The 23,534-nt window shown below is 60.4% G+C and carries 21 protein-coding genes; 14 read left to right on the plus strand and 7 right to left on the minus strand.

Going from position 1 to position 23,534, the window contains the following annotated elements; translation table 11 throughout:
- Window positions 1-448: 448 nt before the first annotated feature.
- The 3 genes from TU73_RS22820 to TU73_RS22830 form a co-directional block, all read right to left on the minus strand.
- A complete protein-coding gene (locus tag TU73_RS22820) occupies window positions 449-2,107 on the minus strand; it encodes a cation acetate symporter (protein ID WP_057014104.1) in 1,659 nt (552 codons plus the stop codon).
- Window positions 2,104-2,415 carry a DUF485 domain-containing protein gene (locus TU73_RS22825; RefSeq protein ID WP_057014105.1) on the minus strand — a complete coding sequence of 104 codons (312 nt, stop codon included), beginning with the start codon at window positions 2,413-2,415 and terminating at the stop codon, window positions 2,104-2,106. Before TU73_RS22825 ends, TU73_RS22820 begins: the two co-directional genes overlap by 4 nt.
- Before the next feature lie 256 nt (window positions 2,416-2,671).
- The gene (locus tag TU73_RS22830) at window positions 2,672-3,523 is read right to left on the minus strand and encodes a glycine betaine ABC transporter substrate-binding protein (protein ID WP_046069092.1); all 852 of its coding nucleotides are present in this window, start codon (window positions 3,521-3,523) and stop codon (window positions 2,672-2,674) included.
- 333 nt (window positions 3,524-3,856) lie between these two features.
- On the opposite strand from TU73_RS22830, the gene TU73_RS22835 reads away from it, so the two are divergent.
- Window positions 3,857-5,410, plus strand: a complete 1,554-nt coding sequence (locus tag TU73_RS22835; protein WP_057014126.1) for a glycoside hydrolase family 17 protein — start codon at window positions 3,857-3,859, stop codon at window positions 5,408-5,410.
- A gap of 105 nt (window positions 5,411-5,515) precedes the next feature.
- Here the strand turns inward: TU73_RS22835 and TU73_RS22840 are convergent, their stop codons facing one another.
- The gene (locus TU73_RS22840; RefSeq protein ID WP_057014106.1) at window positions 5,516-5,884 is read right to left on the minus strand and encodes a hypothetical protein; all 369 of its coding nucleotides are present in this window, start codon (window positions 5,882-5,884) and stop codon (window positions 5,516-5,518) included.
- A 235-nt stretch (window positions 5,885-6,119) separates the two neighbouring features.
- On the opposite strand from TU73_RS22840, the gene TU73_RS22845 reads away from it, so the two are divergent.
- Entirely contained in the window at window positions 6,120-7,418 is a 1,299-nt protein-coding gene (locus tag TU73_RS22845) for a serine/threonine protein kinase (RefSeq protein ID WP_057014107.1), read from the plus strand.
- Complete coding sequence (locus TU73_RS22850) at window positions 7,411-8,199, plus strand: MlaA family lipoprotein (RefSeq protein WP_057014108.1); 789 nt, start codon at window positions 7,411-7,413, stop codon at window positions 8,197-8,199. The genes TU73_RS22845 and TU73_RS22850 overlap by 8 nt, the downstream gene beginning before the upstream one ends.
- A gap of 56 nt (window positions 8,200-8,255) precedes the next feature.
- Here the strand turns inward: TU73_RS22850 and TU73_RS22855 are convergent, their stop codons facing one another.
- A complete protein-coding gene (locus tag TU73_RS22855) occupies window positions 8,256-9,170 on the minus strand; it encodes a DUF808 domain-containing protein (protein WP_057014109.1) in 915 nt (304 codons plus the stop codon).
- A 134-nt stretch (window positions 9,171-9,304) separates the two neighbouring features.
- On the opposite strand from TU73_RS22855, the gene TU73_RS22860 reads away from it, so the two are divergent.
- Both TU73_RS22860 and TU73_RS22865 read left to right on the plus strand, forming a co-directional pair.
- On the plus strand, window positions 9,305-9,910 hold the full coding sequence (locus TU73_RS22860) for a TetR/AcrR family transcriptional regulator (RefSeq protein ID WP_057014127.1): 606 nt from the start codon (window positions 9,305-9,307) through the stop codon (window positions 9,908-9,910).
- A gap of 203 nt (window positions 9,911-10,113) precedes the next feature.
- Entirely contained in the window at window positions 10,114-10,572 is a 459-nt protein-coding gene (locus TU73_RS22865; RefSeq protein ID WP_057014110.1) for an REP-associated tyrosine transposase, read from the plus strand.
- Between the two features lie 131 nt (window positions 10,573-10,703).
- On the opposite strand, the gene TU73_RS22870 is transcribed toward TU73_RS22865, so the two are convergent.
- On the minus strand, window positions 10,704-11,144 hold the full coding sequence (locus TU73_RS22870) for a GlcG/HbpS family heme-binding protein (RefSeq protein ID WP_057014111.1): 441 nt from the start codon (window positions 11,142-11,144) through the stop codon (window positions 10,704-10,706).
- A gap of 257 nt (window positions 11,145-11,401) precedes the next feature.
- Here TU73_RS22870 and gcl point away from each other — a divergent pair, with 257 nt between their 5' ends.
- From gcl to TU73_RS22915, 9 genes are all read left to right on the plus strand, one after another.
- The gene (gene gcl, locus TU73_RS22875) at window positions 11,402-13,177 is read left to right on the plus strand and encodes a glyoxylate carboligase (protein WP_057014112.1); all 1,776 of its coding nucleotides are present in this window, start codon (window positions 11,402-11,404) and stop codon (window positions 13,175-13,177) included.
- 10 nt (window positions 13,178-13,187) lie between these two features.
- Window positions 13,188-13,970, plus strand: coding sequence for a hydroxypyruvate isomerase (gene hyi / locus TU73_RS22880; RefSeq protein WP_057014113.1), 783 nt, complete (start codon window positions 13,188-13,190; stop codon window positions 13,968-13,970).
- Between the two features lie 148 nt (window positions 13,971-14,118).
- Entirely contained in the window at window positions 14,119-15,009 is an 891-nt protein-coding gene (locus TU73_RS22885) for a 2-hydroxy-3-oxopropionate reductase (protein ID WP_057014114.1), read from the plus strand.
- 160 nt (window positions 15,010-15,169) lie between these two features.
- Window positions 15,170-16,450 carry a glycerate kinase type-2 family protein gene (locus tag TU73_RS22890; RefSeq protein ID WP_057014115.1) on the plus strand — a complete coding sequence of 427 codons (1,281 nt, stop codon included), beginning with the start codon at window positions 15,170-15,172 and terminating at the stop codon, window positions 16,448-16,450.
- Entirely contained in the window at window positions 16,440-17,855 is a 1,416-nt protein-coding gene (gene pyk, locus TU73_RS22895; protein WP_057014116.1) for a pyruvate kinase, read from the plus strand. The genes TU73_RS22890 and pyk overlap by 11 nt, the downstream gene beginning before the upstream one ends.
- Window positions 17,856-17,986: 131 nt before the next feature.
- The gene (locus TU73_RS22900; protein ID WP_057014117.1) at window positions 17,987-18,862 is read left to right on the plus strand and encodes an urea transporter; all 876 of its coding nucleotides are present in this window, start codon (window positions 17,987-17,989) and stop codon (window positions 18,860-18,862) included.
- Between the two features lie 31 nt (window positions 18,863-18,893).
- Window positions 18,894-19,718 carry an ion transporter gene (locus TU73_RS22905; protein ID WP_057014118.1) on the plus strand — a complete coding sequence of 275 codons (825 nt, stop codon included), beginning with the start codon at window positions 18,894-18,896 and terminating at the stop codon, window positions 19,716-19,718.
- Window positions 19,719-19,812: 94 nt separating this feature from the next.
- Complete coding sequence (locus TU73_RS22910) at window positions 19,813-20,814, plus strand: sulfate ABC transporter substrate-binding protein (protein WP_046069103.1); 1,002 nt, start codon at window positions 19,813-19,815, stop codon at window positions 20,812-20,814.
- Between the two features lie 184 nt (window positions 20,815-20,998).
- Window positions 20,999-22,195, plus strand: a complete 1,197-nt coding sequence (locus tag TU73_RS22915) for an MFS transporter (protein WP_057014119.1) — start codon at window positions 20,999-21,001, stop codon at window positions 22,193-22,195.
- A 142-nt stretch (window positions 22,196-22,337) separates the two neighbouring features.
- Here the strand turns inward: TU73_RS22915 and TU73_RS22920 are convergent.
- On the minus strand, window positions 22,338-23,534 hold a 1,197-nt coding region (locus TU73_RS22920; protein ID WP_057014120.1), incomplete at its 5' end, for a M10 family metallopeptidase C-terminal domain-containing protein.

The following is a 23,534-nucleotide window of genomic DNA, read 5'->3' on the forward strand; positions in this document are numbered from 1 at the left end:
TTGATCTTGATCTCTGGCGCCCCGTCAAACACGCTGGCCGAACGCAGGCTTGAAGCCGTGGGTAACCCGGCAGGACGCCGGGTTAGCCGCCCCGCGCCATGGATGGCGCGTGGCGGCGGCCCACGGATTCAAGCCTGCGTTCGGGCACACCGAGCCTAAGCGAGGTGCCGAGTGTTGGGGCGAAGGCCTTTTGGTTACTTTTGTGCCTTTACAAAAGTGACACGCCGTAAGGGCGTAACCCTAAGTGGCCGTTACCGCAGCAACGGATATGTACTCGGTCTGATCCAACATCCTGGTCGGCTGTCAGGCCCCCATCGGGAGCAAGCTCCCTCGCCACAGGTTCAGGGCCACGCCAAAGTTGTGTAGATACCCATGCCGCGATGAGGCCAGCCCAGGCAAAAAAATACCCCGGCCTTGCGACCGGGGTATCTCTTATGCAGCTTACGACTTAGTGATTAACCGCCCCACTCGCCCCCAGGCCAGTCTGCGAACGCACAAACTGCGGGAAGTACAGCGCACGCTCTTTCTCTGCCGCCGCCGACTTGTCGGTGATGGAGAAGAACCAGATGCCGATGAACGCAATGATCATCGAGAACAGCGCCGGGTACTCGTACGGGAAGATGGCTTTTTCATGGTGCAGGATCGAGACCCAGATGGTCGGGCCGAGGATCATCAGGCCCACGGCACTGATCAAGCCCAACCAGCCACCGATCATGGCGCCACGGGTGGTGAGGTTTTTCCAGTACATGGAAAGCAGCAGCACCGGGAAGTTACAGCTGGCGGCAATCGAGAACGCCAGGCCGACCATGAACGCAATGTTCTGGCTTTCGAACAGGATACCCAGGCCGATAGCCAGCACCGCCAGGGCGATGGTGGTGATCTTCGACACGCGAATCTCATCTTTCTCGTTGGCCTTGCCTTTCTTGATCACGCTGGCGTACAGGTCATGGGATACCGCCGAGGCACCGGCCAGGGTCAAGCCGGCAACCACCGCGAGGATGGTGGCGAAGGCCACGGCCGAGATGAAGCCCAGGAAGATGCTGCCACCCACCGCGTTAGCCAGGTGCACCGCCGCCATGTTGTTACCGCCGAGCAAGGCGCCTGCCGCATCCTTGAACGCCGGATTGGTGCTGACCAGCAGGATCGCGCCGAAGCCGATGATAAAGGTCAGGATATAGAAATAGCCGATGAAGCCCGTAGCGTACAGCACGCTCTTACGCGCTTCCTTGGCGTCGCTCACGGTGAAGAAACGCATCAGGATGTGGGGCAGGCCGGCGGTACCGAACATCAGGGCCAGCCCCAGGGAGAATGCCGAGATCGGGTCTTTCACCAGGCCGCCCGGGCTCATGATCGCTTCACCTTTAGGGTGAACCTTGATCGCCTCGGAGAACAGCATGTTGAAATCGAAGTTGACGTGCTTCATCACCATCAGCGCCATGAACGAGGCACCGGACAGCAACAGCACTGCCTTGATAATCTGCACCCAGGTGGTCGCCAGCATGCCGCCAAACAACACGTACAGGCACATCAGGATGCCGACCAGGATCACCGCCACGTGATAGTCCAGGCCGAACAGCAGCTGGATCAGCTTGCCCGCACCGACCATCTGCGCGATCAGGTAGAACGCCACCACCACCAGGGAGCCACAGGCCGACAGACTGCGGATCTGGGTTTGCCCGAGGCGATAGGACGCCACGTCGGCAAAGGTGTATTTGCCCAGGTTACGCAGGCGCTCGGCGATCAGGAACAAAATGATCGGCCAGCCCACCAGGAAGCCGATCGAGTAGATCAGGCCGTCGTAGCCAGAGGTAAACACCAGCGCGGAAATACCCAGGAAGGACGCCGCCGACATGTAGTCGCCGGCAATCGCCAGGCCGTTCTGGAAGCCGGTGATCTTGCCGCCTGCCGCATAGTAGTCGGCCGCCGACTTGTTGCGCTTGGACGCCCAGTAGGTGATGCACAACGTCGCGCCGACAAAGGCCACGAACATCAGGATCGCTGCGATATTCAGCGGTTGCTTGTGCACTTCACCGGTCAATGCATCTGCCGCCCAAACGGCGGGTGCAAAGACGCTAGCGCCGAATACAGCCAATAGACGACGGATCATTGCGCAGCCTCCTTGAGAATCGCATTGTTCAGGTCGTCGAATTCGCCGTTGGCGCGTCGCACATAGATGCCGGTGAGGATGAAGGCCGAGACAATCAGCCCAACCCCGATAGGGATGCCCCAGGTGATGGATGAACCGGGGCTGAGTTTGGCCCCCAGTACTTGCGGCCCGTAGGCGATCAACAGGATGAAACCGGAGTAAAGCCCTAGCATGATCGCCGAGAGAATCCAGGCGAACCTTTCCCTTTTCCTGACCAGCTCCTTGAAACGCGGGCTGTTTTGAATCGAGAGGTAAATGCTGTCGTTCATTGTTTTTATCCTCGCAGCACAGCTTTTTTATTATTGGAACGTATCCACTGTATGCGGCTGTGGAAAGGGTTCCAGACGACCTTAGTAGTAGATCGAGTGTAGCGAGGGATGGCCAAAGCGCAGGAAGATTTGAGGCAGTACGAAACCAGTGTGGGAGGGGGCTTGCTCCCGATAGCGGTGCACCAGTCAAAAAATCTGTGACTGACATACCGCTATCGGGAGCAAGCCCCCTCCCACAAGGGTGCATCAGTGGCTTTTATTTAGCGGTCCATTCAGCTACGCGCTCAGGGTGCTTGGCCACCCAATCCTTGGCCGCCGCATCAGGCTTGGCGCCTTCCTGGATCGCGAGCATGACTTCGCCGATCTCATCCTTGGAGGCCCACTGGAATTTCTTCAGGAAAGCCGCCACTTCCGGTGCCTTCTTCTCCAGGCCCTTGCTGCCGATGCTGTTGACGGTTTCAGCAGCACCATAAATCCCTTTGGGGTCGTCCAGGAAACGCAGTTTCCACTTGGCAAACATCCAGTGCGGCACCCAACCGGTCACGGCAATGGAGTCCTGCTTGTCTTCGGCACGGGTCAGTTCGGCGATCATCGCCGCGCCTGAGCTGGCTTGCAGCTTGTAGTCCAGGCCATATTGCTTGATGGCTTCGTCGGTCTTGAGCATTACGCCTGAACCGGCGTCGATGCCGACGATCTTGTTCTTGAAGGTGGTATCGGTCTTGAGGTCTTCAATGGATTTGGCCTTGACGTACTCCGGCACGATCAGGCCGATCTTCGCATCCTTGAAGTTGGGGCCGTAGTCGACCACCTTGTCTTTGTTCTTGGCCCAGTATTCGCCGTGAGTCACGGGTAGCCAGGCGGAGAGCATGGCATCGAGTTTGCCGGTGGCGACGCCCTGCCACATGATCCCGGTGGCGACGGCTTGCAGCTTCACGTCGTAGCCAAGTTTTTCCCTGATCACTTCTGCCGCCACATGGGTGGTGGCCACGCTGTCGGACCAACCGTCCACGTAGCCGAGGCTCAGGGTCTTGCTGTCGGCGCTGGCCAGTGTGGAGCCCATCGCAACTACCAACGTGGCAGCTGCGCCCAAGAGTCGTCGCATCTTCATAGTACTTCCCCGAAAGTGCTGCGCCCGACGGATGCCGAGCGACGTCAAACTGTTGTTATAGGGTGCACCGCGCCTCCTTCACGCGCATCGATCCGGTTGCCCAAGACATCAGTGGAGTTCTGACCCTTCGATAATCAACCTGCCGGGTCCATGGACCTGCTCTGCCAGCGACCTCGGCTGAGCAAGAAACGACATCACATAGCCAGCAGGAGAGTTCCTACAATTTGACGCCAGAATCCCGCCCGAACTTTGCATGTCAAAATCATGCAGCTCCACTGAAAGGAGTCAATTGCGGGTAAGATGCGCGCCTTTGCTCCCCCAGATAAGCTGACCATGCCCGCAACTGCCCGCTTCCCTGCCCTGCCCTATTTCCTCGCCTTGATCCTCGGCTTGCTCGCCCTTGTCGGCTACTGGTACGGCCTCGGCCGGCCGGTGGTGTTGCCGGACGTCGCCAGCGCCAGCCACAAGATGCAATGTGCGTCCTATACGCCGTTCGACAAGGACCAATCGCCCTTCGACCAGCCGTTCAAGCTGCGCCCCGAGCGCATGGACGCCGACCTGGCGCTGCTTGCCACGCGCTTTGAATGCATTCGCACCTACTCCATGACGGGCCTGGAGTCCTTGCCGGACCTGGCGCGCAAGCATGGCTTGAAAGTGATGGCCGGGGCCTGGGTCAGCAGCGATCCGGTGGCGACCGAGAAAGAAATCAACGAGCTGATCGCTGCTGCCAACGCCAATCCTGACATCGTCACCTCAGTGATCGTCGGCAACGAAGCCCTGTTGCGCAAGGAAGTGACCGCCAAGCAATTGGTGGCGCTGATTCAAACAGTCAAAAGCCAGATCAAACAGCCGGTCACCTATGCCGATGTCTGGGAGTTCTGGCTGCAACACCCGGAAATCGCCCCGGCGGTGGATTTCCTCACCATTCACCTGCTGCCGTACTGGGAAGATGACCCGTCCGGCATCGACCAGGCACTCAAGCACGTGGGCGATGTGCGCCAGACCTTCGGCCATAAGTTCGCGCCCAAGGACATCGTGATCGGCGAGACCGGCTGGCCCAGCGAGGGCCGCCAGCGCGAAACCGCCGTGCCAAGCCGGGTCAATGAGGCCAAGTTCATGCGTGGCTTCGTGGCCATGGCCGAAGCCAATGGCTGGCGCTACAACCTGATCGAAGCCTTTGACCAACCGTGGAAACGTGCGAGTGAAGGTGCCGTCGGCGGGTATTGGGGGCTGTTCGATGCAGACCGCCAGGACAAAGCCATCCTCGCCGGCCCCGTAACCAATGTGCCGTACTGGCCGCTGTGGCTGGGCGTGGGCGGGCTCATCCTGCTCGGCACCCTGGTGCTCGGTGGCCGTGTGCGCAACCCGCGCTCGGCGCTGCTGCTGCCCTTGCTGGGCGCCGTTGCAGCCTGCTCCATTGGCACCTGGGCCGAACTGACCCGTGTCACCGCACGCTTCAACGATGAATGGGTATGGGCCGGTTTGCTGGTGGTACTTAACCTGCTGGTGCTGGCCCACGCCGCCCTGGCCCTCAGCGCCCGTGACGACTGGCGCGCACGCGCGTTCGACTGGCTGGAGCAACGCGCCGGCTGGCTGGTGGCGATTGCCGGGTTTGCGGGGGCGGTGATGATGCTGGCGCTGGTGTTTGACCCGCGTTACCGCAGCTTCCCGAGCGCGGCGCTGGTGCTGCCGGCCCTGGTGTACCTGGTGCGCCCGGTAACCGGACCGCGTCGGGAGATTGCGCTGCTGGCCTTTATTATCGGTGCCGGCATTGCGCCGCAGTTGTACCGGGAAGGCCTGATGAACCAGCAGGCTTGGGGTTGGGCGATTGTAAGCCTGCTGATGGTTATGGCTTTGTGGCGTTGCTTGCGGGTGCGCAAGGCTTAACATCGCTATCGCAGGCAAGCCAGCTCCCACATTTGACCGTGCTCACAGACAGAAATGTGTGAACCCAATCAACTGTGGGAGCTGGCTTGCCTGCGATGAGCCACATCAGGCGCCGCCAGGCTTCCCGACCAAGCGCAACCCTGCAACCACCACGGCAAACACTGCAAAGGTGGTGTTGTACAACGCCAGCGCCGGTAACCCGAACACCATCCCCAGCACCGCCAAGCCCCACCCCACACGCCCCGGCACGAAAAACGCCAGCACCGACGTGATCAACGCCGCCCAGCCCAGCATTTTGAAGTGGATCATCAACCCCAGGTTCGCACGCACCTGGCACTCCCAGCGGCTGGCCTCCTCTGCGCAGAGGCCGACCCACTGACCATCCTCCATAAAGCCATAACGTGCGGCATAGCTGGCCGCCAGCCATAACGGCAGGGTAATAAGCAGCAAAATCAACGGCAAGCGGCGGGACATGGGGCACTCCGATAGGCAAAAACGGCGCTCAGCTTAATCCCACCGCGGCCGTTAGCAAGGTGTTCGCGCAGATATCTGTTCAACATAGCCCGGCAAAGTGTATCGTCTGGCAACTATTACCCCCGATTCCGACGCTTTTTCCGACTTTTCGTGCCGCAGGCTGGCACTTCGGTGGCAACGCGGTGGTCATAGCCTGCGAACTTCATTCAGCACGTTTCCTCTTAGGGATTAAGTCATGCTCCGTTCCTTGCGCTGCGCTGCCTTGCTGGGCAGCCTATTTTTGAGTGCGTCAGCACTGGCCGTCGATATCGACCAGGCCAGCTATGGCTACCCTTTGACCAACCCGTTCGAAGCGACCATCGCCACCACGCCTCCCGATCTTCGGCCAACCTTGCCGACCGATGACGAGATCAACCAATCCGACTACACCCTGAATATGCGCCCCGAGCGCGAGTTCAGCCTGCCGGACAATTTCTGGGCGGTGAAGAAACTCACCTACCGCATCGCCAAGCAGGACCGTGCTGCGCCGCTGATCTTCCTGATCGCCGGCACCGGTGCGCGGTTCGACAGCAGCATCAACGAATACCTGAAGAAGCTGTATTACCAGGCCGGCTACCACGTGGTGCAGTTGTCATCGCCCACCAGCTTCGACTTCATCAGCGCTGCCTCGCGCTTCGCCACCCCGGGTATCACCCAGGAAGACGCCGAAGACATGTACCGCGTGATGCAAGCCGTGCGCGCGCAGAACGCCTCGCTGCCGGTCACCGATTTCTACCTCACCGGCTATAGCCTGGGCGCGCTGGATGCAGCGTTCGTCAGCAAGCTCGACGAAACACGCCGCACCTTCAACTTCAAGAAAGTGCTGCTGCTCAACCCGCCGGTCAACCTCTACACCTCGATCACCAACCTCGACAAGCTGGTACAGACCGAGGTCAAGGGCATCAACAACACCACCACCTTCTATGAGCTGGTGTTGAGCAAACTGACCCGCTACTTCCAGCAAAAAGGCTACATCGACCTCAACGATGCGCTGCTCTATGACTTCCAGCAGTCCAAGCAGCACCTGAGCAACGAACAGATGGCCATGTTGATCGGCACCTCGTTCCGCTTCTCGGCTGCCGACATCGCCTTTACCTCGGACCTGATCAACCGCCGCGGCCTGATCATCCCGCCTAAATATCCGATCACCGAAGGCACCAGCCTCACGCCGTTCCTCAAGCGTGCCCTGCAATGCGACTTCGACTGCTACCTCACCGAACAAGTGATCCCGATGTGGCGCGCCCGTTCCGACGGCGGCAGCCTGCTGCAGCTGGTTGACCAAGTCAGCCTGTACGCTCTCAAGGACTACCTGCGCGACAGCCCGAAAATCGCCGTGATGCACAACGCCGACGACGTGATCCTCGGCCCGGGCGACCTGGGTTTCCTGCGTAAAACCTTCGGCGATCGCTTGACCGTCTACCCGCTGGGCGGCCACTGCGGCAACCTCAATTACCGCGTCAACGCCGACGCCATGCTGGAGTTCTTCCGTGGCTAAATATCTTCTGCTGCTTGCTGCGCTGATGTGCGCAGGTGTGGCCAATGCCGATAACAGCAAGGCCCATGAACCGGTCAAGGTCGATGCCGATGGCTTCAAGGAGCCACTGACCAAGCTCAAGTTCAACCCCGGCCTGGACCAGCGCGAGTTCGAACGCTCATCGCTGACCGCCCTCAACGTGTATGACCCGCTGGAGTCGTGGAACCGCCGTGTGTACCACTTCAACTATCGTTTCGACCAGTGGGTGTTCCTGCCGGTGGTGAATGGCTACCGCTATGTCACGCCAAGCTTCCTGCGCACCGGCGTGAGCAACTTCTTCAACAACCTGGGCGATGTACCCAACCTGTTGAACAGCCTGCTGCAGCTCAAGGGCCACCGCTCCCTGGAAACCACCGGGCGCTTGCTGGTCAACACCACCATAGGCGTCGCCGGCCTGTGGGACCCGGCCACCTCCATGGGCCTGCCCCGCCAGAGTGAAGACTTCGGCCAGACCCTGGGCTTCTACGGCGTGCCCGGCGGCGCCTACGTGGTCCTGCCGATTTTCGGCCCGTCGAACCTGCGCGACACCACCGGCCTGATCGTCGACTACAGCGCCGAGACCCAGATCAACTTCCTCAATGTGTCAGAAGTCAGTTCCAACCACCCGGAAATCTGGGCCCTGCGCGCAGTGGACAAGCGCTACCAGACCAGCTTTCGCTATGGTCAGATGAACTCGCCGTTCGAGTATGAGAAGGTGCGCTACATCTATACCGAATCGCGCAAGTTGCAGATTGCCGAGTAATTCGCGCCGATAAAAAAAGGCCATTCGATTGAATGGCCTTTTTTGTACCTGCTACTTCATGCCCTGAGCGCTTTCCAACCCTTGCCCACCACGCTGACCACGGCCAACACCACTGCCCCGGCAATAATCCCCGCCACCGCGTTCAGCAACGTCGGCATCAACCAGACCAATGCGCCCGTGTTCTGACTGACGGTCTCGATCCAATGGTGCACCACGGGTACGCCATGGGTGAGGATGCCGCCGCCGACCATGAACATCGCCGCGGTGCCGATCACCGACAAGCTCTTCATCATGTAGGGTGCCGCACTCAGGATGGCGCCGCCAATACTGCGTGCTGCCTGCCCCGGTTTCTGCGTCAACCACAACCCCAGGTCGTCGAGTTTGACGATACCGGCGACCAAGCCGTAAACGCCGATGGTCATGACAATGGCGATACCCGACAGCACAATCACCTGTTGAGTCAGCTGTGCATCGGCAACGATGCCAAGAGTGATGGCGATGATTTCCGCCGAAAGAATGAAGTCGGTACGGATCGCGCCCTTGATCTTGTCCTTTTCAAAGGCCACCAGATCGGTTGCCGGGTCGGCCACAGCCTCTGCCAACTGCGCGTGTTGGGCCTGGTCTTCAGCCTTGCTGTGCAGGAATTTGTGCGCGAGTTTCTCAAAACCTTCGAAACACAGGTAAGCGCCGCCCAGCATCAACAAAGGGGTCACCGCCCAGGGAGCGAAGGCGCTGATCAGTAACGCGGTGGGCACCAGTATCAACTTGTTGAGAAACGAGCCCTTGGCCACGGCCCATACCACCGGAATTTCGCGCTCGGCACGCACGCCGGAGACCTGCTGGGCGTTGAGCGCCAGGTCATCGCCGAGCACACCCGAGGTTTTCTTGGCGGCCATTTTTGTCATCAGTGCAACGTCATCGAGTACCGCGGCGATATCGTCGAGCAAAACCAACAAGCTGCTTCCTGCCATGAATCGGGCATCCGTAAAGAAAAGGTGCTGCGAGCATAGCGCGGCGCAAGGCGTTATGGGCAGATTGTTGAGGCCCGCGGATGGCCGGTGCTACCATGCGCAACCGCCTGTCATGGCAAGGAAACCTCTGGTTTATGAGCAGCATTCGCGAGCGCAACAAAGAAAAGATCCTGCGGGCGGCGAGCGAGGAGTTTGCCGACAAGGGCTTCGCCGCGACCAAGACCAGCGACATCGCCGCCAAGGCCGGGCTGCCCAAGCCCAACGTCTATTACTACTTCAAGTCCAAGGACAACCTCTACCGCGAGGTGCTCGAGAGCATTATCGAGCCGATCCTGGCCGCCTCCACGCCGTTCAACCCCGACGGCGAGCCCAAGGAAGTGCTGAGCAACTACATCCGCTCGAAAATCCGCATTTCCCGCGACCTGCCGTTCGCCTCCAAGGTGTTTGCCAGCGAAATCATGCACGGTGCCCCGCACTTGAGCACCGAGCAGGTTGAACAGCTCAACGCCCAGGCCAAGCACAATATCGATTGCATCCAGAACTGGGTTGACCGTGGCCTGATCGCCGCGATTGACCCCAACCACCTGATGTTCAGCATCTGGGCAGCCACCCAGACCTATGCCGATTTCGACTGGCAGATTTCGGCGGTGACCGGCAAGGCCAAGCTGGATGAGGCCGATTATGAAGCGGCGGCGCAGACGATTATTCGGTTGGTGCTCAAGGGGTGTGAGCCGGATTGATAGACCGCAGCGAGGCTATCGCAGGCAAGCCAGCTCCCACACGGATTTGCGCCGGACACAAAATGTAAAATGGTCATAATCCCCTGTGGGAGCGGGCTTGCCCGCGATAGCGCCCATCCAGACACATCCTGCCAAAAGCCTGCCGATCAGTCCTAGCCCCTCAGTCTAGCCTCTCAGAACACCATCTGAAGAGAGGCCAAGGAATGCCCGATCTACCTGCTTCAAATCGCCTGCGCATCGGCCGCTATAACGAATCCAACCGCATTTACCTACTTACCACCAACACGCTTGAACGCGAACCCATCTTCAGCGACTTCAGACTCGGCCGCCTGGTCGTACAACAATTCAGGATGGCTCAATATAAAGGGCTAGCAACATCATTGGTCTGGGTAGTAATGCCTGATCATTTCCATTGGCTTATTTCTTTGGAGAAAGGTTCGCTCGCCGACTTGATGCGCCAAGTTAAATCCAAGAGCACCCGAGTTGTGAATGCCGTAGCTGGTCGCCAAGGTCGCCTCTGGCAACCGGGTTTTCATGATCATGCCGTGCGTCGGGAGGAAAGCCTGGAGGGAATTGCCCGTTACATCGTAGCCAATCCACTCAGGGCCGGGCTGGTAAAGAAATTTGGCGACTATCCGCTATGGGATGCCATTTGGGTTTGACTCTAGACCGAGTCGCCTGCATCGCAGGCAAGCCAGCTCCCACACTGATTGGGTTCACACAGTTGAATCTGTGAATACCGTCAATGTGGGAGCTGGCTTGCCTGCGATAGCTTACTCACAGTCAGAACGAATCAAGCCGACACCCCCGCATCCGCCATCAACCCCACTCCCTCTATCGCCGTGATCGCACACTGCTCGTCGATATCGGACGTGTCCCCGCTGATCCCGATCGCGCCCAGCACCATGCCGCTCTGATCCCGAATCAACACCCCACCCGGTGCCGGCACGACGCTGCCCTGCCCCAGGCTGTTCAACGCCGCAATAAACGCCGGGCGCTGTTGGGCATCCAGTGCCAGCAAACGTGAGCCTTTGCCCAGGGCGATTGCGCCCCAGGCCTTGCCGATGGCGATTTGCGGGCGCAGCAGGCTGGCGCCGTCTTCCCGTTGCAGTGTGATCAAGTGACCACCGCTGTCCAGTACCGCAATCGTCAGCGGCGCAGCCAAAATCGTGCGGCCAGCGGTCAGGGCCTGGCTGGCCAGTTGGGTCGCGAGTTTCAAGGTTAAAGCGCTCATAGGTGCCGTCCTTATTTTGTTATGGGTAAAGCCTTGGCGTTCTGTTTGATCAGATGCTCGATCAAACAAATAGAACACAATGCTATTTATTTTTGTATACAATATTTTCAAACAAACGCTCCATACGTCGAAAAAAGCCATTCCGACGGACGCAAAGGCCCGTTCATAAAATGCATTGACCTGCGCAGCCCGCCGTGAATACACTTTGCACCGACACCACTTGTATACAATTACAAAACGCAAGAGGCACCAAAACCATGAGCAAAATGAGAGCAATCGAAGCCGCCGTCCTGGTGATGCGCCGTGAAGGCGTGGATACCGCCTTCGGTATTCCAGGCGCTGCGATCAACCCGCTGTATTCGGCCTTGCAGAAGGTGGGTGGCATCGATCACGTCCTTGCTCGCCATGTTGAAGGCGCCTCGCACATGGCCGAGGGCTACACCCGCACCAAGGCCGGCAATATCGGCGTGTGCATCGGCACATCGGGCCCGGCGGGCACCGACATGGTTACTGGCCTGTACAGCGCCTCCGCCGATTCGATCCCGATCCTGTGCATCACCGGGCAAGCCCCCCGCGCTCGCATGCACAAGGAAGACTTCCAGGCCGTGGACATCACCAGCATCGTCAAACCGGTGACCAAGTGGGCGACCACCGTGCTGGAGCCCGGCCAAGTGCCCTACGCGTTCCAGAAAGCCTTCTATGAAATGCGCTCCGGCCGCCCCGGCCCGGTGCTGATCGACCTGCCGTTCGATGTACAGATGGCTGAAATCGAATTCGACATCGACGCCTACCAGCCCCTGCCTTTGGCCAAGCCGTTGGCCACGCGCATCCAGGTCGAAAAAGCCCTGGCGCTGCTGGACCAGGCTGAACGCCCACTGCTGGTGAGCGGTGGCGGCGTCATCAACGCCGACGCCAGCGAGTTACTGGTGGAGTTCGCTGAATTGACTGGCATCCCAGTGATTCCGACCCTGATGGGCTGGGGCACCATCCCCGACGATCACCCGCTGATGGTCGGCATGGTCGGCCTGCAAACTTCCCACCGTTATGGCAACGCGACGATGCTCAAGTCGGACGTGGTGTTGGGTATCGGCAACCGCTGGGCCAACCGCCACACCGGTTCGGTGGAGGTCTACACCGAAGGGCGCAAATTCATCCACGTCGACATCGAGCCGACGCAGATTGGCCGCGTGTTCACCCCGGACCTGGGCATCGTTTCCGACGCCGGCTGCGCCTTGACCATGTTCATCGAAGTGGCCCGCGAGTGGAAAGCCGCCGGCAAGCTCAAGGACCGCAGCGCCTGGTTGCATGACTGCCAGCAGCGCAAAGCCACCTTGCACCGCAAGACCCACTTCGACAACGTGCCGGTCAAGCCGCAACGGGTATACGAAGAGATGAACCAGGTGTTCGGCAAAGACACCTGCTACGTCAGCACCATCGGCCTGTCGCAGATTGCCGGCGCGCAATTCCTGCACGTCTACAAGCCACGCCACTGGATCAACTGCGGCCAGGCCGGCCCGTTGGGCTGGACCATTCCCGCGGCGCTGGGCGTGGTCAAGGCCGACCCGAGCCGCAAGGTAGTGGCGTTGTCGGGCGACTATGACTTCCAGTTCATGATCGAAGAACTGGCGGTGGGCGCGCAATTCAAGCTGCCGTACATCCACGTGGTGGTGAATAACTCGTACCTGGGGCTTATCCGCCAGGCCCAGCGCGGCTTTGAAATGGACTATTGCGTGCAGCTGTCCTTCGACAACCTCAACGCCCCGGAGCTCAACGGCTATGGCGTCGACCATGTGGCCGTCGCCGAGGGCCTGGGTTGCAAGGCCCTGCGCGTGTTCGAGCCAGGGCAGATCCAGCCGGCCCTGCGCCGCGCCCAGGAAATGCTCGAAGAATTCAAGGTGCCGGTGATCGTTGAGATTATTCTGGAACGGGTGACCAATATTTCCATGGGCACCGAAATCAACGCCGTCAATGAATTCGAAGACTTGGCCCTGGTCGGCAACGATGCGCCGACCGCCATTTCCCTGCTCGATTAAGGAGAACCCTATGCCGCGTTTCGCCGCCAACCTGTCCATGCTGTTTACCGAACAGGACTTTCTTGCGCGCTTCAAGGCCGCCGCCGATGCCGGCTTCGAAGGCGTGGAATACCTGTTCCCGTATGAGTTCAGCTCCGCCGAGATCAAGGCGCAGCTCGATGCCAACGGCCTGAGCCAAGTGCTGTTCAACTTGCCGGCCGGCGACTGGGCCAAGGGCGAGCGCGGCCTGGCCTGCCACCCGGACCGGGTCGAGGAATTCCGTGCCGGGGTCAAGCTGGCTATCGCCTACGCCCAGGTACTGGGTAACACCCAAATCAACTGCCTGGCGGGTATCCGCCCCCAGGGCATGGACGACGAAACCCTGGAAAAGACCTTTGTCGCCAACCTCAAGTACGCCGCCGACAAGCTGCAAGCGGCGGGCATCAAGCTGGTGATGGAGATGATCAACACCCGTGACATCCCGGGCTTCTACCTGAATAACACGGCCCAGGCCCTGGCGATTCGCGAGCAAGTGGGCAGTGACAACCTGTTCCTGCAATACGACATCTACCACATGCAGATCATGGAAGGTGACCTGGCGCGGACCATGGCGACGCACCTGGGTGTGATCAACCATATCCAGCTGGCGGATAACCCGGGGCGCAATGAGCCGGGGACTGGGGAGATCAACTATCGCTTCCTGTTCGAGCATCTGGACCGCATTGGCTACACGGGTTGGGTTGGCTGTGAATACAAGCCCTTGACCACTACCGAAGCGGGTTTGGGCTGGCTCAAAACCCATAACGCCATCTGACAACTGACACAACACAACACAACACAACACAACACAAAACAATGTGGGAGCTGGCTTGCCTGCGATGCAGACACCTCGGCGTATCAGGCATACGCGGGTGATGCCATCGCAGGCAAGCCAGCTCCCACATTAAGAGAGGATTTTGATCATGGCTAAAATCGGATTTATCGGCACCGGTATCATGGGCCAACCCATGGCCGCCAACCTGCAGAAAGCGGGGCACCAACTGTTTCTGTCCGAGCATCACGGCAAGGCCCCGCAAGCGCTGATCGACGCTGGCGCCATCGCCCTGGCCAACCCGCAGCAAGTCGCGCAAGAAGCCGAATTCATCATCGTCATGGTGCCGGACACCCCCCAGGTCGAAGACGTGCTGTTGCGCGCCGACGGCGTGGCCGCCGGCCTGTCGCCGAACAAAGTGGTGATCGACATGAGCTCGATCTCCCCCACCGCCACCAAGGCGTTCGCGGCGAAGATCAACGAAACCGGCGCACAGTATCTGGACGCACCGGTGTCCGGCGGTGAAGTCGGCGCCAAGGCCGGCACCTTGAGCATCATGATCGGTGGCGAACCGCAGACCTTCGAACGTGCATTGCCGCTGTTCCAGGCCATGGGCAAGAACATCACCCTGGTGGGCGGTAACGGCGATGGCCAGACCGCCAAGGTCGCCAACCAAATCATCGTCGCGCTGAACATCCAGGCGGTGGCCGAAGCGCTGCTGTTCGCCTCCAAGAACGGCGCCGACCCGGCCAAGGTGCGGGAAGCACTGATGGGCGGCTTTGCGTCGTCGAAGATCCTGGAAGTGCATGGCGAACGCATGATCAAGGGTACTTTCGACCCGGGCTTTCGCATCAACCTGCACCAGAAGGACCTGAACCTGGCCTTGGCCGGCGCCAAGGAACTGGGGATCAACCTGCCGAATACCGCCGGCACCCAGCAAGTGTTCAGCACTTGCACGGCCATTGGCGGCGGTAACTGGGACCACTCGGCGCTGATCAAGGGCCTGGAGCATATGGCCAATTTCTCGATTCGCGATAAGTAACGAAGCTTGAAATGCACTCCAGTGTGGGAGCTGGCTTGCCTGCGATAGCGGTCTCTGAGTGACAGATCAGTTGCCTGCCCCAACGCTATCGCAGGCAAGCCAGCTCCCACCTTTGAATGTGCTGCACCTCTAATAACAAGAATCCCCCGGGAGCCCGCTTATGTCGGTCGATCCGCAACACCTGCTTCGCGAGCTGTTTGCCACAGCCATCGACGCCGCCCACCCCCGGCAAGTCCTTGAACCTTACCTCCCCGCCGACCGCAGTGGCCGGGTGATCGTGATCGGCGCCGGCAAGGCCGCGGCCGCCATGGCCCTGGTGGTCGAGAATTGCTGGCAGGGCGACGTGTCGGGCCTGGTGGTCACCCGCTACGGCCACGGCGCGCCGTGCCAGAAAATCGAGGTGGTCGAAGCGGCCCACCCGGTCCCCGACGCTGCCGGCCTGGCCGTGGCCCAGCGCGTGCTGGAGTTGATCAGCCACCTGACCGAAGACGACCGCGTGATCTTCCTGCTCTCCGGCGGTGGCTCCGCATTGCTGGCCCTGCCCGCCGAAGGCATCAGCCTGGCCGACAAGCAAGCCATCAATAAAGCCCTGCTCAAGTCCGGCGCCACCATTGGCGAGATGAATTGCGTGCGCAAACACCTCTCGGCGATCAAGGGCGGACGCTTGGCCAAGGCGGCATGGCCGGCCACCGTATACACCTACGCGATTTCCGATGTGCCGGGCGACCAGGCAACGGTGATCGCCTCCGGCCCTACCGTCGGCGACCCCAGCACCTCGCAGCAGGCCCTGGGGATTCTCAAGCGCTACGGCATCGACGCCCCCGCCTCGGTGCGCAGCTGGCTGCAAAACCCTGACTCGGAAACGGTCAAGCCCGGCGACCCGGTACTTGCCCGCAGCCACTTCCAATTGATCGCCCGCCCCCAGCAATCCCTGGAAGCGGTTGCCGTTAAAGTGCGCCGGGCCGGGTTCAGTCCGCTGATCCTCGGCGACCTGGAAGGTGAAGCGCGGGAAGTGGCCAAGGTACATGCCGGTATCGCCCGGCAAATTGTCCAGCACGGCCAGCCACTGGCGGCGCCCTGCGTGATCCTGTCCGGCGGCGAGACCACCGTCACCGTGCGCGGTAATGGCCGTGGCGGGCGCAATGCGGAATTCCTGCTCAGCCTCACCGACAGCCTTAAGGGCCTGCCCGGCGTGTACGCCCTGGCCGGCGACACCGATGGCATCGACGGCTCGGAAGACAACGCCGGCGCCATCATGACCCCCAGCAGCTACGCCCGCGCCGAAGCCCTGGGCCTGTCGGCCAGCGACGAGCTGGATAACAACAACGGCTACGGCTATTTCGAGGCCTTGGGCGACTTGATCATCACCGAGCCGACCCGCACCAACGTCAACGACTTCCGTGCCATCCTGATCCTTGAGACTGCCAAACATGACGCCTGACAAGAAGGTCAAGATCCTCGCCACCCTGGGCCCGGCCACCGACGGTATCGATGACATCCTTGAGCTGGTGCAAGCCGGGGTGAATATCTTCCGTCTCAACTTCAGTCACGGCGAACACGCCGACCATGCCCAGCGCTACCAGTGGATTCGCCAGGTGGAGCGCCAGCTGAACTACCCACTGGGCATCCTCATGGACCTGCAGGGGCCAAAGCTGCGGGTCGGGCGTTTTGCCGAAGGCAAGGTGCAGTTGATTCGCGGCCAGGCCCTGCGCCTGGACCTGGACCCGACGCCCGGCGACCAGCGCCGCGTCAACCTGCCCCATCCGGAAATCATCGCAGCCCTTGAACCGGGCATGGACTTGCTGCTCGATGACGGCAAGCTGCGCCTGCGCGTGATCACCAAGCATGCCGACGCCATCGACACCACCGTGCTCAATGGCGGCGAGCTGTCCGACCGCAAAGGCGTAAACGTCCCACAAGCTTTGTTGGAACTCAGCCCGCTCACCACCAAAGATCGCCGCGACTTGAGCTTCGGCCTGGAACTGGGCGTGGACTGGGTGGCACTGTCGTTTGTACAGCGCCCGGAAGACATCCGCGAGGCCCGCGAGCTGATTGGCGACAAGGCGTTCCTGATGGCCAAGATCGAGAAGCCCTCGGCCGTGCAGCGTCTGCAGGAAATTGCCGAGCTGAGCGATGCGATCATGATAGCCAGGGGCGACCTGGGCGTGGAAGTACCGGCCGAAAGCGTGCCGCAGATCCAGAAAGACATCATCAGCATGTGTCGCCAACTGGGCAAGCCTGTGGTGGTGGCCACGCAGATGCTTGAGTCCATGCGTTTCTCCCCGGCGCCGACCCGTGCCGAAGTCACCGATGTCGCCAACGCGGTGGCCGAGGGTGCGGACGCGGTGATGCTGTCGGCGGAAACCGCGTCGGGCGAGTATCCGCTGGAAGCCGTGCAGATGATGAGCAAGATCATCCGCCAGGTGGAAAACGGCCCGGACTATCAGGCGCAACTGGACGTCAGCCGGCCCAAGGCGGATGCCACGGTGTCGGACGCCATCAGCTGTGCGATCCGGCGCATCAGCAGCATCCTGCCGGTGGCGGTGCTGGTGAACTACAGCGAGTCGGGCAGTTCCAGCTTGCGCGCCGCACGGGAACGGCCCGTGGCGCCGATCCTCAACCTCACGCCCAACCTGTCCACGGCGCGGCGCTTGAGCGTGGCGTGGGGCGTGCACTCGGTGGTCAACGACCGGCTGCGCCAGGTGGATGAGGTGTGTTCCACCGCGTTGGAAATCGCCCAGGCCCAGGGCATGGCACAGCGTGGGGATACCCTGGTGATTACCGCGGGGGTGCCGTTCGGGCAGCCGGGGTCGACCAATTCGTTGCGTATCGAGACGCTGATTTAGCGCCTGTCAGGGCCTCATCGCGGGCAAGCCCGGCTCCCACATTTGATCGAGTTCGCGTGTCGAACATCAATCAAATGTGGGAGCTGGCTTGCCTGCGATGAGGGCAACTCGGTCTTATTGACTCAACCCAAATGCACAACCCAACCTGCCCCGACTGGGCCGAAGCCCTGCTCAACGGCTTCAGCCAAATCTTCCTGCAGCGCCATCCGCTGTGCGGCCTGCTGTGCCTGCTGGCGATCCTGATCGGCGCCCCGGCCTTGCTTGGCGGTGCCTTGCTGGGGGGCGTCGCGGGGTTGCTCACGGCCCAGCGCCGGGGGTATCCCAAGGCCGAACGCCAGGCCGGGCTGTATAGCTACAACGGCGTATTGCTGGGCCTGTTGATCAGCCAGCACTTTGCCTGGTCGGCGCTGGTGCCGCCGCTGATCCTGGCGTGCGCAGGCTTGAGCGCGATCCTTACCCGGCAATGGTTGAAACACGCGAACCAGCCCGAGGACTTGCCCGCCTACACCGCGCCCTTTGTTGGCCTGGGCTGGTTGCTGCTCGGCCAGATCCCTGAGAACACCTTTGCACTGAGCGAGCCCGATACTGTCGCTGTGCTCGCCGCGCCCTTCACCGGCCTTGGGCAAATCATGCTGCTGGACCAGCCCCTGGCGGGGGTACTGATCGCCCTGGGCTTGCTGCTGGCCAATCGTCGCGCCGTCGCGTGGGCCTTGGGCGGCGCCACTCTCGGCATGCTGGCCGGCTTGTGGCTGAACGACCCCACGGGTGCCCTGCTCGGCCTGCACAGCTATAACCCCGCGCTGGCCGCCCTGGCCCTGAGCACGTCGCGTCGCCAGCCTTGGTTGCCACTGCTGGGTATCGGCCTGGCCATCCTGCTAACCCCGGGCTTCGCCGCCCTGCACCTGCCTGCGCTGACCGCACCGTTTATCCTCGCCTGCTGGCTGGTGCGCGCCGGCCAGCGAATGCTGCGCAACCCCCACATGGACAGTCCGTTCGAATCCCCCTAGGCTTGCTCGATATTCGCTTCAGGCAGGACTTATGGACAGTAACAACGACTGGCGCCAGCGGCTCTATATCATGGTTTTCCAAAGCGATACCGTCGCCGGGCGGCGCTTTGACGGCATCCTGCTGCTGATCATCCTCGCCAGCCTGGTGATCGTGATGCTCGACAGCATCGATGAAATCCACCAGAACTATGCGGATTTGCTGGCCTATATCGAGTGGGGCTTTACGCTGATCTTCGCCATTGAGTACGGCTTGCGCCTGTATTGCTCGCCCAAGCCGCTACGCTATGCCTTCAGCTTTTATGGCCTGGTGGACTTGCTGGCCATCGTCCCCGGCATTCTTGCCCTGTACTACAGCGATGCGCAGTATCTGCTGATCATCCGCATCATTCGCATGCTGCGCATCTTCCGCGTGCTCAAGCTCAGCCCGTACCTCAAGCAGGCCAACTATTTGATGGCGGCGCTGCGCGGCAGCAAGCAGAAGATCGTGGTGTTCCTGGTCAGCGTGTGCACGCTGGTGACGGTATTCGGTACCCTGATGTACGTGATCGAAGGCCCGGAACATGGGTTCACCAGTATTCCCAAGGGGATCTACTGGGCCATCGTCACCCTGACCACCGTGGGCTTCGGCGATATCGTGCCCAAGACGCCGCTGGGCCAGGTGATTTCGTCGCTGGTGATGATCACCGGTTATTCGATCATCGCGGTGCCGACGGGCATTTTTACTGCAGAGCTGGCCAGTGCCATGCGCGGTGAACAGCTGCAAACCGACTGCCCGGCGTGCAAGAAGAACAGCCATGAGCCCAATGCAGCTTTTTGCTCGCGCTGTGGCAGTAACCTTTTTCATAAACTGGAATAAGCAAAGGTCGTTTTAATCTTTAAAGGTCTATGCAGGCCCGGCTATAGTCGCTGGCAAATTGCCTCCCCTCTTCTCCAACAACAAGGAATGAGCAGTGAAAAAAATCCTCAGCGCCTCTCTTCTGGCCGCCAGCCTGGCCTTGGCAGGCTCCGCCCAGGCCGCGACTACCCTGCTCAACGTCTCCTACGACGTGATGCGCGATTTCTACAAGGACTACAACGCTGCCTTCCAGAAGCATTGGGAAGCCGAACACCCAGACGACAAGCTAACGCTGCAGATGTCCTTCGGTGGCTCAAGCAAACAGGCACGCTCGGTGATCGACGGCCTGCCGGCTGACGTGATTACCATGAACATGGCCACCGACATCAATGCCCTGGTCGACAATGGCAAACTGGTGCCGGACAACTGGGTGACGCGCCTGCCGAACAACAGTGCACCGTTCACTTCCGCTACCGTGTTCATCGTGCGCAAGGGCAACCCCAAGGCGTTGAAAGACTGGCCGGATTTGCTCAAGGACGGCGTGCAGGTGATCGTTCCCAACCCGAAGACCTCGGGTAATGGCCGCTACACCTACCTGTCGGCCTGGGGCTATGTGCTCAAGAACGGCGGCGACGAAGAGAAAGCCAAGACCTTCGTCGGCAAGCTGTTCAAACAAGCGCCGGTGCTGGACACCGGTGGCCGTGCCGCCACCACCACGTTCATGACCAACCAGATCGGCGACGTGCTGGTGACCTTCGAAAACGAAGCAGAAATGATCGCCCGTGAGTTTGGCCGCGATCAGTTCGAAGTGGTCTACCCAAGCGTGTCCGCCGAAGCCGAGCCGCCCGTGTCGGTGGTGGATAAAGTGGTCGAGAAGAAAGGTACCCGTACTGCTGCCGAAGACTACCTGAAGTACCTGTGGTCGCCGGAAGGCCAGGAGATCGCGGCCAACAATTACCTGCGCCCACGGGACCCAAAGGTGTTGGCCAAGTACACCGACCGCTTCCCGAAGGTGGATTTCCTGTCGGTGGAAAAAACCTTTGGTGACTGGCGCACGGTGCAGAAGACCCACTTCAATGATGGCGGGGTGTTTGACCAGATCTACAGCGGCCAGTAAGTGGTCATGACTGAATAAACTCGGTCAAAACTGTGGGAGGGGCGGTGCGACCGCCCCTCCCACATTTGGTTTGAGTTGAGTCATTATTTCGCGGCATGACAGTTATCACGCCAAGCGCCCTACTCACTGCCGGCCCATGTCTTTATTCTCCCACCCCATCGTCCTTCGCCTTTATGAGAACACCATGAGCCCAACCTCTCACGCTACAGGCACCATGACCCGGGGCATGGTCATGCTGTTCGCGTTTTGCTGCGGTGCCATCGTCGCCAACATCTACTACGCGCAACCGATCATTGAACTGATCGCCCCGGATATCGGCCTGACACCGACAATGGCCAGCCTGATCGTGTCCCTGACACAAATCGGCTATGCCCTCGGCCTCTTCTTCCTGGTGCCTTTGGGCGACTTGTTGGAAAACCGCAAGCTGATGATCTTCACCACGGTGGTGGCCATCGCCAGCCTGCTGGGTGCTGCGTTTATCGAACAACCCAATCTGTTCCTGCTGGTGTCATTGCTGATCGGTTTCAGTTCTGTCTCGGTGCAGATCCTGATCCCACTGGCCGCGCACCTGGCCCCGGCCGAATCCCGCGGCCGGGTGGTGGGCAGCATCATGGGTGGCCTGCTGCTGGGCATCCTGCTGGCGCGGCCGGTGTCCAGCGTAGTCGCCGACCACTTCGGCTGGCGTGCGATGTTCATGGCTGCCGCTGCGTTAATGGCGCTTATCAGCGTGGTCCTGCTGCTGACCATCCCCAAGCGCCAACCCGACCACCGCGCCAGCTACGGCCAATTGCTGCGCTCCCTGGCTACCTTGCTGCGTGGGCAGCCGCTGCTGCGCCAACGGGCGTTCTACCAGGGCTGCATGTTTGCTGCCTTCAGCCTGTTCTGGACGGCCGCTCCGCTGGAACTGGCGCGTAACCATGGCCTTAGCCAAAGCGAAATCGCGCTGTTCGCCCTGGTTGGCGCACTGGGCGCCATTGCCGCGCCCATCGCCGGTCGCCTGGCCGATGCCGGCCACACCCATCGCGCCTCGTTGCTGGCAATGCTGTTAGGGGCATTGAGCTTCCTGCCGGCGTTTGTGCACCCGCTGTACAGCGTGATCGGCCTTGCGGTCACCGGCGTTGTGCTGGACTTCTGTGTGCAGATGAACATGGTGCTGGGCCAGCGCGCCATCTATGCCCTCGACGCCAATAGCCGCAGCCGTCTCAACGCGCTGTACATGACCAGCATCTTCATTGGCGGCGCGTTCGGCTCGGCGATTGCCAGCAGTGTGTATGAACATGGCGGTTGGCTGGGCGTGATGCTGGTGGGCAGTGCCTTTCCATTGATCGCATTACTGCGATTCCTGGGTGCGTCCCGTGGGGGCGTGGCGGCCACTGCCTGAGAGCGGTGTGACCAGGATCAGGAACTGTTGGGCAAAGGTAATCACGTATTCACAGGCACAAAAAAGCAGGACTTGATCATTATGAAAAAGTCCTGCCCTGTCTTACTGCAAAGGCGATGGTTGCTAGCTCGCCATTACAGCGTTACAGATAACCAGCATCCCTTATGTTCAACCCGATGACATCTTCCGGGCTGATCATGCGGGTGCTCTTGATCAAGAAGTCCGTCTTGCCGTCACCATCCAAGTCTATCGCCAACAAGTAACGCCCTGTTTGCGGGTTGAACTTGATAATGGTATCGCCGGCCTTCCCGGTGTATTCCTCAACGAAGTTAAATGCAACCTTGCCATCAATGGCCATTTGCGACAGATCAATCTTGTCCTGACCCGTGTTGAAGTCCAACAGCAAATCGGCTTGCGTGCGGGTAGAGTCGGCAAAAGCGTTGAACTTAAACGTGTTCCAACCACCGCCCCCAACCAGATTATCGGCGCCTGCACCACCAATCAGCACGTTATCGGCACTGTTGCCAATGATTCGGTCGTTGCCACTACCACCCACTGCGTTTTCGATCACAGTCGAGGTACCGATCCTGACGTTCTCCCGCAAGCCGCCTACGCTGGAAAGCGCACCACTGCGCAGGTCGATGATCTGGTCTTGCTTGAAGCCGGAAAAATCAAAGGTGTCTACGCCTTTTTGATCCCAAATGTTGAACTCTGGCTTATCGGAAGCAGATGTCAGGGTCGTTTCCGGCTTGCCAGTCGTAGAGTTGAATCCGTAGGTGGTGTCATCCGACCTGGGTACATCTTTTGGGACCGGCCGGACAGGCGGCTGGGGCCCGACTTTTGGCTTGGTTTCCTCACCGATTGGCTTGGGCTGGTCACCTTGTGGCTTGGTGTCCACGCCGGTTGGCTTGGGCTGATTCGCTTGCGGCTTGGCGTCCACGCCGGTTGGCTTGGGCTGTTCTCCTTGTGGCTTGGTGTCCACGCCGGTTGGCTTGGGCTGATTCGCTTGTGGCTTGGCGTCCACGCCGGTTGGCTTGGGCTGATTCGCTTGTGGCTTGGCGTCCACGCCGGCTGACTTTGGCTGATTCTCCTTTGTTCTGGCATCAAAGCCGATGGGTTTGGGCTTGTCACCGGCCGGTTTGGTCTCCTCTGTGACCGGCTTGGGCAGGACACCTTTTGGCTTGGTCTCCTCAGTCACCGGCTTGGGCAGGCCACCTTTTGGCTTGGTCTCCTCAGTCACCGGCTTGGGCAGGTCACCTTTTGGCTTGGTCTCCTCAGTCACCGGCTTGGGCAGGTCACCTTTTGGCTTGGTCTCCTCAGTCACCGGCTTGGGCAGGTC

This window comes from Pseudomonas libanensis, assembly GCF_001439685.1.
GTDB classification, from domain to species: Bacteria; Pseudomonadota; Gammaproteobacteria; order Pseudomonadales; family Pseudomonadaceae; genus Aquipseudomonas; species Aquipseudomonas libanensis.

What these genes read in the sequence shown, in the direction of transcription:
- TU73_RS22905 (WP_057014118.1), top strand. Translation starts at nt 18,894, where the DNA reads ATGGACAGTAACAACGACTGGCGCCAGCGGCTCTATATCATGGTTTTC.
- hyi (WP_057014113.1), top strand. Translation starts at nt 13,188, where the DNA reads ATGCCGCGTTTCGCCGCCAACCTGTCCATGCTGTTTACCGAACAGGAC.
- TU73_RS22855 (WP_057014109.1), bottom strand. Translation starts at nt 9,170, where the DNA reads ATGGCAGGAAGCAGCTTGTTGGTTTTGCTCGACGATATCGCCGCGGTA.
- TU73_RS22830 (WP_046069092.1), bottom strand. Translation starts at nt 3,523, where the DNA reads ATGAAGATGCGACGACTCTTGGGCGCAGCTGCCACGTTGGTAGTTGCG.
- TU73_RS22835 (WP_057014126.1), top strand. Translation starts at nt 3,857, where the DNA reads ATGCCCGCAACTGCCCGCTTCCCTGCCCTGCCCTATTTCCTCGCCTTG.
- TU73_RS22825 (WP_057014105.1), bottom strand. Translation starts at nt 2,415, where the DNA reads ATGAACGACAGCATTTACCTCTCGATTCAAAACAGCCCGCGTTTCAAG.
- gcl (WP_057014112.1), top strand. Translation starts at nt 11,402, where the DNA reads ATGAGCAAAATGAGAGCAATCGAAGCCGCCGTCCTGGTGATGCGCCGT.
- TU73_RS22845 (WP_057014107.1), top strand. Translation starts at nt 6,120, where the DNA reads ATGCTCCGTTCCTTGCGCTGCGCTGCCTTGCTGGGCAGCCTATTTTTG.
- TU73_RS22870 (WP_057014111.1), bottom strand. Translation starts at nt 11,144, where the DNA reads ATGAGCGCTTTAACCTTGAAACTCGCGACCCAACTGGCCAGCCAGGCC.
- TU73_RS22865 (WP_057014110.1), top strand. Translation starts at nt 10,114, where the DNA reads ATGCCCGATCTACCTGCTTCAAATCGCCTGCGCATCGGCCGCTATAAC.
- TU73_RS22900 (WP_057014117.1), top strand. Translation starts at nt 17,987, where the DNA reads ATGCACAACCCAACCTGCCCCGACTGGGCCGAAGCCCTGCTCAACGGC.
- TU73_RS22860 (WP_057014127.1), top strand. Translation starts at nt 9,305, where the DNA reads ATGAGCAGCATTCGCGAGCGCAACAAAGAAAAGATCCTGCGGGCGGCG.
- TU73_RS22915 (WP_057014119.1), top strand. Translation starts at nt 20,999, where the DNA reads ATGAGCCCAACCTCTCACGCTACAGGCACCATGACCCGGGGCATGGTC.
- TU73_RS22885 (WP_057014114.1), top strand. Translation starts at nt 14,119, where the DNA reads ATGGCTAAAATCGGATTTATCGGCACCGGTATCATGGGCCAACCCATG.
- TU73_RS22820 (WP_057014104.1), bottom strand. Translation starts at nt 2,107, where the DNA reads ATGATCCGTCGTCTATTGGCTGTATTCGGCGCTAGCGTCTTTGCACCC.
- pyk (WP_057014116.1), top strand. Translation starts at nt 16,440, where the DNA reads ATGACGCCTGACAAGAAGGTCAAGATCCTCGCCACCCTGGGCCCGGCC.
- TU73_RS22890 (WP_057014115.1), top strand. Translation starts at nt 15,170, where the DNA reads ATGTCGGTCGATCCGCAACACCTGCTTCGCGAGCTGTTTGCCACAGCC.
- TU73_RS22840 (WP_057014106.1), bottom strand. Translation starts at nt 5,884, where the DNA reads ATGTCCCGCCGCTTGCCGTTGATTTTGCTGCTTATTACCCTGCCGTTA.